Below are 12,719 nucleotides of genomic sequence, written 5' to 3' on the forward strand. Positions count from 1 at the left end.
TTCCATGCAAAGCAAGAAAAAGTCGTTGGAAATAGAAACACTGCGAGGTCTGGCGTGTCTCCTGCTGGTGCTTTATCACGTGATAGGGCCGTTGGGGGGCGGACTGAAAATAGACCTGGGGTCACCTTATCGAGTCCTGGCCGATTCGATGGTGTATGTCCGGATGCCGTTGTTCACCTTTATCTCGGGTTACATCTATTCCATTTACAAAATCAGAGGCAATGACTTTTCCGCTTACGTTGTTGGCAAGGTGAGAAGGTTGATCGTGCCCTTGTTTTTTGTCGGTATTCCATTTTCGGTGCTGCAGGTTGTGGGGCCAGGTGTTAACAAGGATCTCGGTTTAACCGATGCCTTGCTGTCGTTTTATGTGCCGGTTAACCATTTCTGGTTTTTGCAGGCGGTTTTTATCATCTTCATGTTTGTCGGTTTTCTTCAGTGGCGCGGTCTGTTGCAGACGGCGACGCGGCTGTATCTGTTGTTTTTGTTTTCGGCGATTGTGTTCTTGTTGCCGTCCTTTCCGGTCGATGCGTTTGGCATCAATGGCGCCATCTATTTGCTGCCTTTTTTCGTGACAGGGATGATTTGTCACGAGAAGGTCAGTGCCATAAAGCAGTCGCTTAAAGTGATCGGACCGGTCGTGTTTGTCTTGATATCGGTCGCTCTGCTCTATATTGCGGCTGTGGATCGCGAACTCATCGTCGATCGCAGAAGCCTTGTCGGCTTGCTCGTTGGCTGTATTTCCTGCGTCGCGTTACTGTCGAGTGACATGCGCTCGAAATCGCTGATCTGGCTGGGGGGACATTCCTACGCGATTTTCCTCTTTCACGTGCTGTTCGCTGCCAGCTCACGGTTCGCGTTAGGTCGTTTGGGCGTGACCGATGAAAGCGTCCTGATCGGCGGCGGGGTGCTGTGCGGATTGTTGGGCCCGGTGGTGCTTTCGAATATTTTCAGCCGTTTCGCCATCACTTCTACTCTGTTTTTGGGCGAGCGTGCGACCAGTAAAAAGCCCCCAGGGCCAGCGCTTAAGGTGTCTCAATCCTGAGCGCCGGTTCAGTGGTTTTCTGATAGGCGGATGAGCCAATGGTCTATGTCGATGATGTGCGTCCCGTTCCGGCTCCGGTTATCGAAGTGAGAAGCTCCCGCGAACGGCTTGCCGAACTGCGCAAGGGTAAAGCGGGGGAAGTGCTGGCCATCTCGGTGATTGGTGACAGCTATAGCGCCGGGCAGGATTTTTATCTGAATGACCTCACTCAGCGCCTGGCGAAAGATTATGGTTTCGCCGGGCCTGGCTATGTCGGGTTCAACCACGGCGCCGCGCTCGGTGGTACGAATTTCAAGTACACCCGTAGCAGTAAAAAATACTTCGGAGGGGATTGGGACGTTTCCGGTCTTGGACAAGCGAGTCCGGACAGTCGCACCGTTACCGGGCAGGTGGGTGCTTATCTTGAAGTAGATTCGAACGAAACGCCGGCCATCGATACATCCATTGCCCACGCCAAATTACTCTACCTGGGGAACGGCAAAACCAATGAGTTGCGGTACAGGTGGACACCTTCAGGTACGTGGCATCCGTTGACGATTGCCGGGTCGGGTGTGCAGGAGGTGGAACTGTCCGGCGTGCCGGACGGTGCTGATTGGGCGTTAAGGCTTGAAGTGGTAAAGGGGGCGCCCACGTTGTTTGGCGTGTGGCTGGCCAATAACCGTGGCGGCGTCAGGGTTTCCAAACTTGCTGCTTCAGGTGCCGCCTCAGGTGACTTTTATAAAAGCGACAGCCAATGGCAGGCCCGGTGGAAAGCGGTCGTTTCAAAGATACCCGCAGACGTTTACCTGATTATGTTAGGTGGGAATGACCAGGGTTTTGGCGTCAAGCCAAGGGATTATCTGGAGAACATTAAAGGACTGGTGCGGATGGTCCGCGAGATTGATCCGGCGGCGAGCATCAATGTGATCATGCGTCAGGACACGACTCGGTCCAGTGCCTATCCAATGTCCGATTATGCTCAGGTGCTTGAACCTTGGGCACGCTCTGAGAACATCGCCTATTCGAGTTTGCAGTGCACGTTCGGCCCCGACTTCAAGCGTTATGCCAGTGACGGACCGACCCCGATGATCGGCCCGGACAAAATACATCCCATCCCGGGTTCGGGAGGTCGGCTGATCGCGGATTATTTCTATCGTCTGACCGTCGGCGGGGTCAGTGCGGTATCGGCCCAGGGTGAATGCGGTGCCGCTTTGAAATAACCGCTCACCGTTCGAAGTGTTCCAGTTGGCCCAGCAACTCTGCAGTTTTGAGAGGCATCAGCTCGGGATCACAGCGCGTTTCAACATTGATGACAATAGCCGGGTCGCTACCGCGGATGCGAACCCGGAATCGCCAATTGTTGAACATCACTTTAAGCCCGTCGCGCTCATCGACATCCAGAGCCTGGTGGGCGTACAGGCTTTTCAGATGGGCGAGAAAGGAGAGCGGGTCTCTGACCCGGCGATGAATATCGCCCGAAGAGGGGAACACCCCGATACGCTCTACCAGCAGGGTTGTGCCCAGCCAGGCGGCAGCGTTGGAGGACAACGACGGGTCTTTCGACAGCCAGGCCATTACCCCGAAGTTGCTCGCTTTCAGTTCGATGTCTACCGGGTGTTTTGCAGTGGTCATAGTAGTCTGCCTGAATGAAAGAGTTTGACGACGGCTCCGGGGAAAGAGCGCTGAGTATTAAAGGCCCTTGAGATACAACTGCTCATAACAAAAGTTGGTCGCGTCGATGTAGCCTTCTGCACCACCGCAATCAAAGCGCAGGCCTTCGAACTTGTAGGCCAGCACGCAGCCATTTTTCGCCTGCTTCATGAGCGCGTCGGTAATCTGGATTTCGCCGCCCTTGCCGGGTGGGGTGTCGGCGATCAGATCAAAGATGTCGGGGGTCAGAATGTACCGGCCAATGATCGCCATATTGGACGGTGCGTCTTCAGGGGCAGGCTTCTCAACCATGCTGTTGACCCGGTAGATCCCTTCGGAAATAAGTTCGCCGGCGATCACGCCGTATTTGTGAGTCTGGTCACGGGGTACTTCCTGAATGGCCACGATCGAGCAGCGAAATTTCTTGTAGAGCTTGATCATCTGCGCAAGCACGCCGTCACCTTGCAGGTTCAGGCACAAGTCATCGGCCAACACCACGGCAAAAGGTTCGTCACCGATCAAAGGGCGACCACTGAGAATCGCGTGCCCCAGGCCCTTCATTTCCACCTGACGGGTGTAGGCGAAGGTGCAGGTCTCGATCAGCTCTCGGGTGCCGGCCAGAAACTTTTCCTTCTCGGTGCCGCGAATCTGATGTTCCAGTTCATAGCTGATATCGAAATGGTCTTCCAGTGCCCGTTTGCCCCGACCGGTAACGATTGCCATGTGCTGCAACCCGGCGTCCCGCGCCTCTTCGACGGCATACTGGATCAAAGGCTTGTTGACGATCGGCAGCATTTCCTTCGGCATCGCTTTAGTAGCAGGCAAGAAACGCGTGCCATAACCGGCGGCGGGGAACAAGCATTTACGAATCATAGAAATATCCTGGAAAGTCATTGTTCACAGCCAAGTAGAAGACAGTGTCTACACGGGCTGTGATATTCGATGTATTACTACGTTTGTACTTTAATACCCCAGATGTGTTGTAGGTTGCAATTATCAACCGGTGCAGAATGAGATGAATGTTATTAGTTGTCTGGCCTGTCTGTAATTGGTTAATTTTAGTCGGGCTCTATCGGTAGTGTCGGTTTTTTCAAAGTGCTAATAAGTAGTGGGTATCAATTCGTGGCTTGCGTGAATAGTTTCAGGCGGGACGCCGGATATATACACGCTATTTAGTACTTCAATACCCCACTATGGACCGCTCTATGAAGATTCTGGTAACGGGTGGAACCGGTTATATCGGTTCGCACACAACACTTGCATTGCTCGAAGCGGGCTTTGATGTAGTTGTGCTGGACAACCTTTGCAATAGCTCTGACGCTTCATTGGATGCGGTTGAGTCCATCTGCGGAAAAGCGGCCTTATTGATTCATGGGGATGTGTGCGACAGAGCCTTGCTGGATCGGATTTTTCAGGAACATTCAATTGATGCCGTCCTGCATTTTGCCGGGCTCAAGGCCGTAGGCGAGAGCGTTCGCAAGCCGCTCGAGTATTACGAATCCAACGTTTGCGGGAGCATTGCGCTCTGTCAGGCGATGGCCACAGCCGGCGTATTCAGGCTGGTGTTCAGTTCATCGGCCACGGTGTACGGCGCACCTGAGCAGATGCCGATTCGTGAAGATTTTCCAACGGGCACGCCCACCAACCCTTACGGGCAATCCAAGCTGTTCATAGAAAACGTGCTGCATGATCTGTGTGCGGCAGAGCCGCGCTGGAGCATTGCGCTGTTGCGGTATTTCAATCCGATCGGCGCTCACGCCAGTGGGCTTATGGGTGAAGATCCCAACGGGATTCCCAATAACCTCGTGCCCTATATCAGCCAGGTTGCCGTGGGCAGTCTGCAGGAACTGTCGATATTTGGTGACGATTACCCCACCGTCGATGGCACCGGAGTGCGCGACTACATTCACGTCGTGGATCTGGCTGACGGGCATCTCAAAGCGTTGCAATCGATCTCTGTGCGCACCGGGATCAACATCTGGAACCTGGGCACGGGAGACGGTTATAGCGTTCTGGAGGTACTGCGGGCATTCGAGCAGGCGTCGGGGCGACCGGTGCCTTATCGCATGATGCCGCGTCGCTCGGGTGATGTCGCCGAGTGTTGGGCGGATCCCTCCAAAGCGGCAAAGGAGTTGGGCTGGAAGGCCACCCGGAATTTGCAGGAGATGATGGCGGATACCTGGCGTTGGCAATCGAATCATCCGAAAGGCTATCTCGAGTAGGACCGATTGTTATATCTGGCCTCAATGTTAAAGATCGTCGGAAAAATTGACTGGCCATCTATTCGGCAAGTCCGTAGATATAAAGACTACCGTTCGACGCCATGTTCTGTATTTAACTGAACGCCTGGTATCACTCCAAAGGGTCGAACACCAGGAAGGAGTTTTATATGAAAAAGATGATGGTAATAGCCTTGTTGTCGATGACGAGCAGCTGGGCGCTCGCCGCAGAAGAACCACTCACGATGGCGACAAAAGTGGTGGGTGACGTGACTGCCGCGCAAGCAGCACTGGCCAGCACTGCACTGGTTGCAGGTGCCGTGGCCGCTTCCAACAGCGGCGGAAGTTCCAATGGCGGAACCACCGGTACAACCGGAACCACTGGCACTACCGGGACAACCGGCACAAGTAACTGAGAAATTTCGCAGGTGTAATACAAGATTGCCCGGCTAATACCTGGGCGATCTTGTTTTGGGTTTGCCCTTGAATAGCGTAGTGCCATTATGATTCGTAGTGTTCCTTTTTTAATGCTGGCAAGTATTGCTTTGCAAGGTTGTATGTTTTCCCCAGGTCAACATCTGAGCACCAGTGATATCACTCGTGAAGGCGCCAGCGAAAGCAGTCGGGTTGAGCTGATTCCGATTACCCCCAAGCTCATCGCCATGGACAGGGCGACACAGGTACGTGAGTCTCTGCCCCCGGAATTGTTGACGACACCCGTCGAATACCTCATTGGTAACAACGATGTCTTGTACATCACGGTATGGGATCACCCTGAGCTGACGGCACCTTCAGGAGCGCAGCAGCAGATCGATGCAAACGGCCGTCTTGTTCGTTCCGATGGCACGCTCTACTACCCCTACATCAAAGAAGTCCAGGCCGCCGGCAAGACCATCCAGCAACTGCGATCCGATATCGCCGAGAAGTTGTCGACCTTCATCTCGGAACCGCAAGTGGATGTCGCCGTGTTGCGTTTTGCCAGCCAGAAAGTGGTGGTGTCGGGCGCCGTATTGAAAGCAGGCCCTCAACCGATTTCCACCAACCCGCTCAGTATTGTCGAAGCCTTGGGATCCGCCGGCATTGACCCGTTGAATGCTGATTTGTCCGGGTTGCTGTTGACGCGTAACGGGCGGGTCTATCCGCTGAACCTCGATGCGCTCAATCAACAAAATGCAGAGTTGCAGAAGGTCTACTTAAGAGGCGGCGATCAGTTGTACCTGCCGTACAACGACAACAAAAAGATCTATGTAATGGGCGAGGTCAATCAGCCACGCGCGTTGACGTTCAAGACCCGCACCATGAATCTCTCCGACGTCATTGGCTCGGTAGGGGGGTTGAACCAGACCACCTCGAACGGCAACGCCGTGTACGTTATCCGGGGCGTAGAAAACCTCGATGTAGAACCCGCCAAAATCTATCAGCTGCAAGCCGAGTCGCCTTCCGCCATGGCGCTCGCCACTCACTTCGCTGTTCGTCCCCAGGACATTGTTTACGTCGGACCTGCCAACGTCACTCGCTGGAACCGCTTCATCAGTCAATTGGTGCCATCGGCCTCGATTCTCGGTATGGGCGCTGCCGCACAAAACAACTTAAGTGAAGCCAACAACAGATAAGGCCTGGTCCAACTGTGAGAACGTTGAATGTTAGCGTCTGCTTGATGGCGGCCTTGCTGTTGTGTGGATGTAATCCCCTGATGACTGCCACGCTGGCGAACTTCAAAGCCGTTGCGAGTGGACCCGACACCCTGGATTTGACCCCGGCCCAAGTGGCCGAAGTTCACTATCCCCAACTCAAGTTGACCACCCCTTCCGGCGAAGGGGTGTTGGCGTTGGTGCGTGAACGCGGTGATTTGCAGTTCTGGGTCGCGTCCGGCAAGCAGGTGCTGTTGCTACGTGACGGGCTGGCGGTTCGCAGTGTCGGTCTTGGTTACGGTGGTGATCTGGACGGGACTCGTTTTGAAGCGGTCTCGCCGTTCAAGCAAGGGCTTCACCGGTTGCCCGATGGCTACACCAGCCAGCGCTGGATCGATCTCTATCAAGGCTACGAAGTGGGTATCGCCTTGAACAGTCGCTTTACCCGCAAGCCCATGGAAACCATCAGGATCCTGGACAAGGAATACGCGTTGCTGCGTGTCGATGAGCATATTGATGCACCGGCTATTGGCCTGCACGCGACCAATCATTATTGGGTCGATCCAACTAACGGTTTCATCTTGCAGAGTGAGCAGCAACTAACTGCGCAACTGCGGGTGAAGATCGTTCAGTTGACCTATGAACGTGGGATTGTCCGTTGAAATTTCCCAAGGTTTTATGGGCCAGCCTGCTGTTGATCACCAGCGGCGTGAGTCATGCGGCAGTCTTCGTCAGTGGCGACGTGCGCAATCCGGGGCCGGTCGAATTGCAACCCGGTGGCCGCGTGCTGGACGTGATCCGTTCCGCACAACCGAATGCTGAAAGTTACTGGCTGGCGGCAGCCTGGCTGCGACGGCCATTGCTCGAAGAGCAGGCCCGGCTTAAAGCCGGGGTCTTGTTCGATTTGAAAGTACTGCAACGCACGGCCCTGCTGTTCGATCGATCCAGCCGGGCGGCATTGGCGTCGCGGTTGTACGAGCAAGTGAGCCGCTTGCCGGTGACGGGGCGCCAGGTGGCCGTGCTGGATCCGATCGCCGTGGAAGTCGGGTTCGCCCGCAACTTTCGCCTCGATGACGGCGACAGCCTGATCTACCCGTTGCGTTCCGGTGTGGTTGAAGTGCTGGGTGCTGTCGCCGAACCATGCCGAGTCGCGTATCGCGCCATGCAGGAGGCTCGCGATTACCTGCAGGGGTGTTTGCCACTTGCCGATGCTGAAGCCGATTACCTCTGGATTATCCAGCCCGATGGCGTCACCCGCCGGGTCGGCATTGCGCCGTGGAATCGCGAGAGTGGGCAGGTGCCTGCCGCTGGCAGCAAAATCCTGGTCCCTGTCAAAACCGATGATCTCAATCCGCCTATACCTGAACTGAATCAGCAGTTGGCCGAATTTCTTGCCACGCAACTGGCTGAGGTGGTTCCTTGAATTTACGTTTTGCAGCAGTGTTGTTATTGCCCTGTGGTTTGGCTCACGCCGAGCCGCGATGGACTCAGAATGATTTCGGCGGTGTGGGTTTGATGCAGACACCGACTGCCCGAATGGCACCGGCCGGCGAGTTGAGCGTGAATGCCAGTCGAACCAGCCCCTATAGCCGTTACAGCGTTTCACTCCAGCCATTTGAATGGCTCGAAGGTTCATTTCGCTACACCTCGATCTCCAATCGCAACTATGGCCCCGACTCGTTGAGCGGCGACCAGAGCTATAAAGACAAGGCCGTGGACGTCAAGGTACGCCTGTGGCAGGAAAGTCACTGGGCGCCTGAGCTGGCACTCGGCTTTCAGGACATCGGCGGTACCGGGCTGTTCTCCAGCGAATATCTGGTGGCCAACAAACGCTATGGCGACCTGGATTTCAGCGCGGGCGTTGCCTGGGGATACCTGGGTAATCGAGGCGATTTCGATAACCCGGCGGGTTGGGTGGATGATCGCTTCAAGACCCGGCCAGACGGTGAGGGCACCGGTGACGTCAACACCAATGCCTATTTTCGTGGACGACCTTCATTGTTTGGCGGGGTGACCTACCAGACACCCTGGGAGCCGCTCAGCCTGAAACTCGAGTACGAAGGCAACGACTATAAGAACGAACCGCTGGATAACCCGATCAAGCAAGACTCGCCCATCAACATTGGCGCGGTTTTCAAGCTGACAGACTCGGTGGATCTCAGTGCTGGCTGGGAGCGCGGCAATACCGCGATGCTTGGCATCACCCTGCACACCAACTTCGTCAGCCGCAAGGCCCCGGCCAAGACCTACGACCCGCCCGCGGAGCGTCTGCCCGCGCAGGCACCCGCCACCGCGCCGGATCAGGTCGACTGGGCCAACGTGTCCCAACGACTGCAGAAAAATGCAGGCTATAAAGTTGAGCGCATCACCCAGCGCGGCTCAGAGTTATTTGTGTACGGCGAGCAGTCGAATTATTTCCATTCGGCCAAAGCCGTCGGCCGGGCCAGCCGGATTCTCGACAACAGCGTCAACGACGATATCGACTGGTTCACCCTGGTGAACAAGCGCTACGACATGCCGCTGGAGGAAACCAGTGTGCCCCGCGAGACCTTTCGCGAGGTGGTCAACAACGAGGAGCCGCTGCAAAGTCTGCATCGCACCACCGAGGTCAACGCGGCGATGCCGCACACGGAGACCACGCTTTATACCCAGGCACGCGACCCGTTCAACTACGGTGTCGGGCTGGGCTACAAACAGAACGTCGGTGGCCCTGATGGCTTGCTCTATCAGTTGAGTGCCGATGCGGACGCCGAATATCGTTTCACGCGCAATACCTGGTGGAGTGGCATGCTCAGTGCCAATCTGTTGAACAACTACGACAACTTTACCTACGACGCCCCGAGTGGATTACCCCGGGTGCGCACGGACCTGCGCAAGTATTTGACGACCTCTGACGTCACCATGCCCACGTTCCAGTTCAACCACGCCGAGCAGTTGGATAAAGACCTGTATGGCATGGTCTACGGCGGCTATCTGGAATCGATGTTTGCCGGCGTCGGCGGTGAGGTGCTGTTTCGTCCCGTGGGCGAGCGCTGGTCTGTCGGTGCGGACCTGAACTACGTTCGTCAGCGCGAGTTTAACCAGGGCTTTGGCCTGCGTGATTATTCGACCGTCACTGGCCATATCACAGGTTATACCGACTTGCCCTACGATGCCTTGGCGGCCGTTAGCGTCGGACGTTACCTGGCACGGGATTGGGGCGCCACGATCGACCTGTCGCGGGAGTTTTCCAACGGTGTGCGATTCGGTGCCTGGGCGACGTTGACCACGGCGTCGAAAGCGGAATATGGCGAGGGCAGCTTCGACAAAGGCATCTACATCTCCATTCCTTTCGACGAACTGATGAGCATGTCGACCATGCGCCGCGCCAACATCGTCTGGTCGCCGCTGACCCGGGACGGTGGTGCACGGCTCAATCGCGGCTACTCGCTGCACTCCATGACCGACAGCCGTGACAGCGACATGTTCTACCGCAACTTCGACAAGATCACTGAGTAAAGGCGGGCGATCTGTAGCGCGACGAATGCTGCAGATCGCACCGCGGTTAACCGGTTGGATCGTCTATGAGCAAGACCTTGCGCAGAGTTCTCTGCGTTATCCCTACACACTCGCAACGCTAACCCAGGGGGCCGACTTCTAGCCTGACGCTTCCTGTTGGTCTCCTGAAGTTGGTGTCTGCACCCCAATAAACGCCCACGAAAAAGGGGACTTGCGTCCCCTTGTTACGTTGTCGGTACCCAACCACTAAGCCTTCAGTAAATGTCCTTCGACAGCAAGGTGAAGGGCGTCTTCACCAGGATCTTCAGGTCCAGCCACAACGACCAGTTATTGATGTACTTGAGGTCGATTTCGACGCGCTTTTGCATCTTGTCGATCGTGTCGGTCTCGCCGCGGCAACCGTTGATTTGAGCCAGCCCGGTAATCCCCGGTTTGATTCGGTGGCGAGCCATGTAGGCGAGAATTTTGCCGGAGTAGTAGTCATTGTGCGCAACGGCATGGGGACGTGGTCCGACCAGGGCCATATGGCCTTGCAAGACATTGAACAACTGCGGCAACTCATCGATCGATGTACGACGGATGAAGCGCCCGATCGGCGTTATCCGCGAGTCGTTACGACTGGCCTGCTTGACCTCGCGATCATCGTGCACGCGCATCGAGCGAAACTTCCAGACCTTGATGACTTTCCCGTTCCACCCATGGCGATCCTGTTTGAAGAACACCGGACCGTGGGAGCTGAGTTTGACGGCCAAACCAATGAGCAGAAGTAACGGGCTCAGAAGGACAATAGCCATCAGCGCGACGCTTTTATCGAGCAGGCTCTTGCTCAGCGCGGCAGTGGGTTGGCTGGTCAGCGGGCTTTCATTCAAATAGATCGCTGGTAGGCCGTCCACGTCTCTCACCGAGTGATTGAGCAGTGTCAGGCTGTTCAGGTCCGGAACCCAGACGACGTCCACGTTGGCATCCAGCAAGTCGAGATACATGGCTTCGATTTTTGCCGCTTCACTCAGCGGCAGCGTGATGTAAAGACGTCGGATGTCATGGATCTTGATCAGCTGCAGCAGTTCTTCCTGCGGGCCAACGACAGGAGGTGCTCCCGTTTCCAGCAAGGGAGTGCTGTCGGAACTGACCAGTCCGACCAAGGGGAAGTGTTCAAGCGTGCGCAGCTTGTTAGCCAATCCCAATGCCAGCTCTCCAGTGCCGACAATCAGCGTTTTATGTTCGCTTTGAAGGGACCGTTGATAGTATTTCGAAAAGCCGTGTAGTGGGACGTACAACAATGCCTGCCCGATGTAGCTGCAGATTGCCCATACCAGGATGATTTGCCGGGAGAACAGCTCATTGGCCTTACAGATGAAGGCGACAATCGCCAGCGCTGCCAATGTCATGGACCAGCCCATCAGCAGGCGTCCCAACCCCACCAGGTAGTTATCTTTCTTCGCATAGACGCCACACCATGAATAGGCGGGAACCGATGCAAGTACAGTCAGTGTTGCGCACACTCGATAATAGAACTCTACCGTTCCTGTCTGGTTATAAACCAATAAAAACAACAGGGCGACAACAAAGCCCTGACCCATTACCCACTGTCCCCAGAAGGTCAATCCTTTGAGGTTGGTATTTCGATTGATACGAAGATTGTTAACCATGCGATATCCCCAAAATACGTCCATTTCGCTTGTTGATAGGCAACAGCCAAAGTTGAATAAGCAAGAGTTATTATTCTTATAAGATGGCGATGCGTTAACGAGCGAAACGCCAATGTGCGGCGCTCTCGTCAGTGAATAGACTAATTTATCGTGGCGGGTGTTGTCTGACGACTTCTAACAGGTGGTTAATGTATCTGGCTGATATATAAAGGGTAGGGTGGCGTTAAAAATGGTCGGTAATGTAAAGGGTATTCGTAGTGTTGCAGAAGGGGGGTGTTAACTATGAGGGGGAAGGCAGGGAGGGCATGGCGGGATGTGCTTTTTTATTTTTGTAGTGCACCGCCGAGGAGGTCATTCCATTGGCTTAGGTGAGGCTTTTCCCTCGTACGATTTTTTGAATCAGGCAATAGCCACGATTCCTGACCGCCCGGAAAAGACGTTCGCCGTTGCTGGCATTTTTAAACTTTTCCTGTAATCGGCTCAGGCACATTTCGAGGCCCCGGTAGTGTTCAGGTTCCCTGCCGATACTCCGGATAAGATCGTCTTTACTGACCACGCGATCGTCATGGTGGAGCATTTTTTTAACCAGCGTGGCCTCCAGGCCCGTCAAGGTAATCTCCACGTCATCTTTGATCAAAGCGCCGCTGCCATTGCTCAGTCGCCAGGTTTCCGTATATGGATAGTGTGGTTTGGCAACATTGGATAAAGAATCCATTGTGCCATCATTTGGGTCATCTTCAAGATGGTTAAATAGAGTGTCGGACTGGGTGGCCAACCATTCCGACTCGAAGGTCGAAAGTATGCGCTGCGTATCACGCTTGATAACAGGATGGACAAATCTGTCCAGATAAGGGGAAATAAACTCCAAGAGTTTAGGGGGGGAAGAGGGCGAGGTAACGCCTTCGACAAACATTTTGGCCTGTGACGTACCAAATGCGTTATATCGCTTGCTCGAGAGTAAGGCCTCAAGCTCAAGTTGTAATGCCGGACTATGAGTAACTACGACAAAATATTTTCTGGGGAGGGTTGTACTGCTTTCCATGTCTCTCTC

Annotated in this window: 12 protein-coding genes; 8 read left to right on the forward strand and 4 right to left on the reverse strand. The window is 54.9% G+C overall.

The window, feature by feature from the left end; genetic code table 11:
• Positions 1-4: 4 nt before the first annotated feature.
• Together ACYZUD_RS00330 and ACYZUD_RS00335 are read left to right on the forward strand one after the other, a co-directional pair.
• On the forward strand, positions 5-1,042 hold the full coding sequence (locus tag ACYZUD_RS00330; RefSeq protein WP_462022077.1) for an acyltransferase family protein: 1,038 nt from the start codon (positions 5-7) through the stop codon (positions 1,040-1,042).
• Between the two features lie 38 nt (positions 1,043-1,080).
• Entirely contained in the window at positions 1,081-2,241 is a 1,161-nt protein-coding gene (locus tag ACYZUD_RS00335) for an SGNH/GDSL hydrolase family protein (RefSeq protein ID WP_462022078.1), read from the forward strand.
• 4 nt (positions 2,242-2,245) lie between these two features.
• Here the strand turns inward: ACYZUD_RS00335 and ACYZUD_RS00340 are convergent, their stop codons facing one another.
• Positions 2,246-2,653 carry a mannose-1-phosphate guanylyltransferase gene (locus ACYZUD_RS00340; protein ID WP_462022079.1) on the reverse strand — a complete coding sequence of 136 codons (408 nt, stop codon included), beginning with the start codon at positions 2,651-2,653 and terminating at the stop codon, positions 2,246-2,248.
• A gap of 57 nt (positions 2,654-2,710) precedes the next feature.
• Positions 2,711-3,544: a UTP--glucose-1-phosphate uridylyltransferase GalU gene (gene galU / locus ACYZUD_RS00345; protein WP_462022080.1), complete on the reverse strand. Its 834-nt coding sequence runs from the start codon at positions 3,542-3,544 to the stop codon at positions 2,711-2,713.
• Positions 3,545-3,876: 332 nt separating this feature from the next.
• Here galU and galE point away from each other — a divergent pair, with 332 nt between their 5' ends.
• The 6 genes from galE to ACYZUD_RS00375 all read left to right on the forward strand — a co-directional run bounded on the left by galE (position 3,877) and on the right by ACYZUD_RS00375 (position 10,019).
• Positions 3,877-4,893 (forward strand): UDP-glucose 4-epimerase GalE, encoded by a 1,017-nt coding sequence (galE, locus tag ACYZUD_RS00350; protein ID WP_462022081.1) that lies wholly within the window; start codon positions 3,877-3,879, stop codon positions 4,891-4,893.
• Between the two features lie 167 nt (positions 4,894-5,060).
• Complete coding sequence (locus ACYZUD_RS00355; protein WP_462022082.1) at positions 5,061-5,306, forward strand: hypothetical protein; 246 nt, start codon at positions 5,061-5,063, stop codon at positions 5,304-5,306.
• Between the two features lie 87 nt (positions 5,307-5,393).
• Complete coding sequence (locus tag ACYZUD_RS00360) at positions 5,394-6,503, forward strand: polysaccharide biosynthesis/export family protein (RefSeq protein ID WP_462022083.1); 1,110 nt, start codon at positions 5,394-5,396, stop codon at positions 6,501-6,503.
• 14 nt (positions 6,504-6,517) lie between these two features.
• Positions 6,518-7,183: a YjbF family lipoprotein gene (locus ACYZUD_RS00365; protein WP_462022084.1), complete on the forward strand. Its 666-nt coding sequence runs from the start codon at positions 6,518-6,520 to the stop codon at positions 7,181-7,183.
• Positions 7,180-7,944, forward strand: a complete 765-nt coding sequence (locus ACYZUD_RS00370) for a capsule biosynthesis GfcC family protein (RefSeq protein WP_462022085.1) — start codon at positions 7,180-7,182, stop codon at positions 7,942-7,944. Before ACYZUD_RS00365 ends, ACYZUD_RS00370 begins: the two co-directional genes overlap by 4 nt.
• Positions 7,941-10,019: a YjbH domain-containing protein gene (locus ACYZUD_RS00375; RefSeq protein WP_462022086.1), complete on the forward strand. Its 2,079-nt coding sequence runs from the start codon at positions 7,941-7,943 to the stop codon at positions 10,017-10,019. The genes ACYZUD_RS00370 and ACYZUD_RS00375 overlap by 4 nt, the downstream gene beginning before the upstream one ends.
• Before the next feature lie 254 nt (positions 10,020-10,273).
• Here the strand turns inward: ACYZUD_RS00375 and ACYZUD_RS00380 are convergent, their stop codons facing one another.
• Complete coding sequence (locus tag ACYZUD_RS00380; protein WP_462025153.1) at positions 10,274-11,668, reverse strand: undecaprenyl-phosphate glucose phosphotransferase; 1,395 nt, start codon at positions 11,666-11,668, stop codon at positions 10,274-10,276.
• A gap of 364 nt (positions 11,669-12,032) precedes the next feature.
• On the reverse strand, positions 12,033-12,710 hold the full coding sequence (locus tag ACYZUD_RS00385) for a winged helix-turn-helix domain-containing protein (protein ID WP_462022087.1): 678 nt from the start codon (positions 12,708-12,710) through the stop codon (positions 12,033-12,035).
• Positions 12,711-12,719: the final 9 nt, after the last annotated feature.

The organism is Pseudomonas sp. XS1P51 (assembly GCF_054897845.1).

Excerpts from the sequence above, each read along its gene's own strand:
- ACYZUD_RS00380 (WP_462025153.1), bottom strand. The coding sequence starts at position 11,668 with ATGGTTAACAATCTTCGTATCAATCGAAATACCAACCTCAAAGGATTG.
- ACYZUD_RS00360 (WP_462022083.1), top strand. The coding sequence starts at position 5,394 with ATGATTCGTAGTGTTCCTTTTTTAATGCTGGCAAGTATTGCTTTGCAA.
- galE (WP_462022081.1), top strand. The coding sequence starts at position 3,877 with ATGAAGATTCTGGTAACGGGTGGAACCGGTTATATCGGTTCGCACACA.
- ACYZUD_RS00385 (WP_462022087.1), bottom strand. The coding sequence starts at position 12,710 with ATGGAAAGCAGTACAACCCTCCCCAGAAAATATTTTGTCGTAGTTACT.
- ACYZUD_RS00330 (WP_462022077.1), top strand. The coding sequence starts at position 5 with ATGCAAAGCAAGAAAAAGTCGTTGGAAATAGAAACACTGCGAGGTCTG.
- galU (WP_462022080.1), bottom strand. The coding sequence starts at position 3,544 with ATGATTCGTAAATGCTTGTTCCCCGCCGCCGGTTATGGCACGCGTTTC.
- ACYZUD_RS00335 (WP_462022078.1), top strand. The coding sequence starts at position 1,081 with ATGGTCTATGTCGATGATGTGCGTCCCGTTCCGGCTCCGGTTATCGAA.
- ACYZUD_RS00355 (WP_462022082.1), top strand. The coding sequence starts at position 5,061 with ATGAAAAAGATGATGGTAATAGCCTTGTTGTCGATGACGAGCAGCTGG.
- ACYZUD_RS00340 (WP_462022079.1), bottom strand. The coding sequence starts at position 2,653 with ATGACCACTGCAAAACACCCGGTAGACATCGAACTGAAAGCGAGCAAC.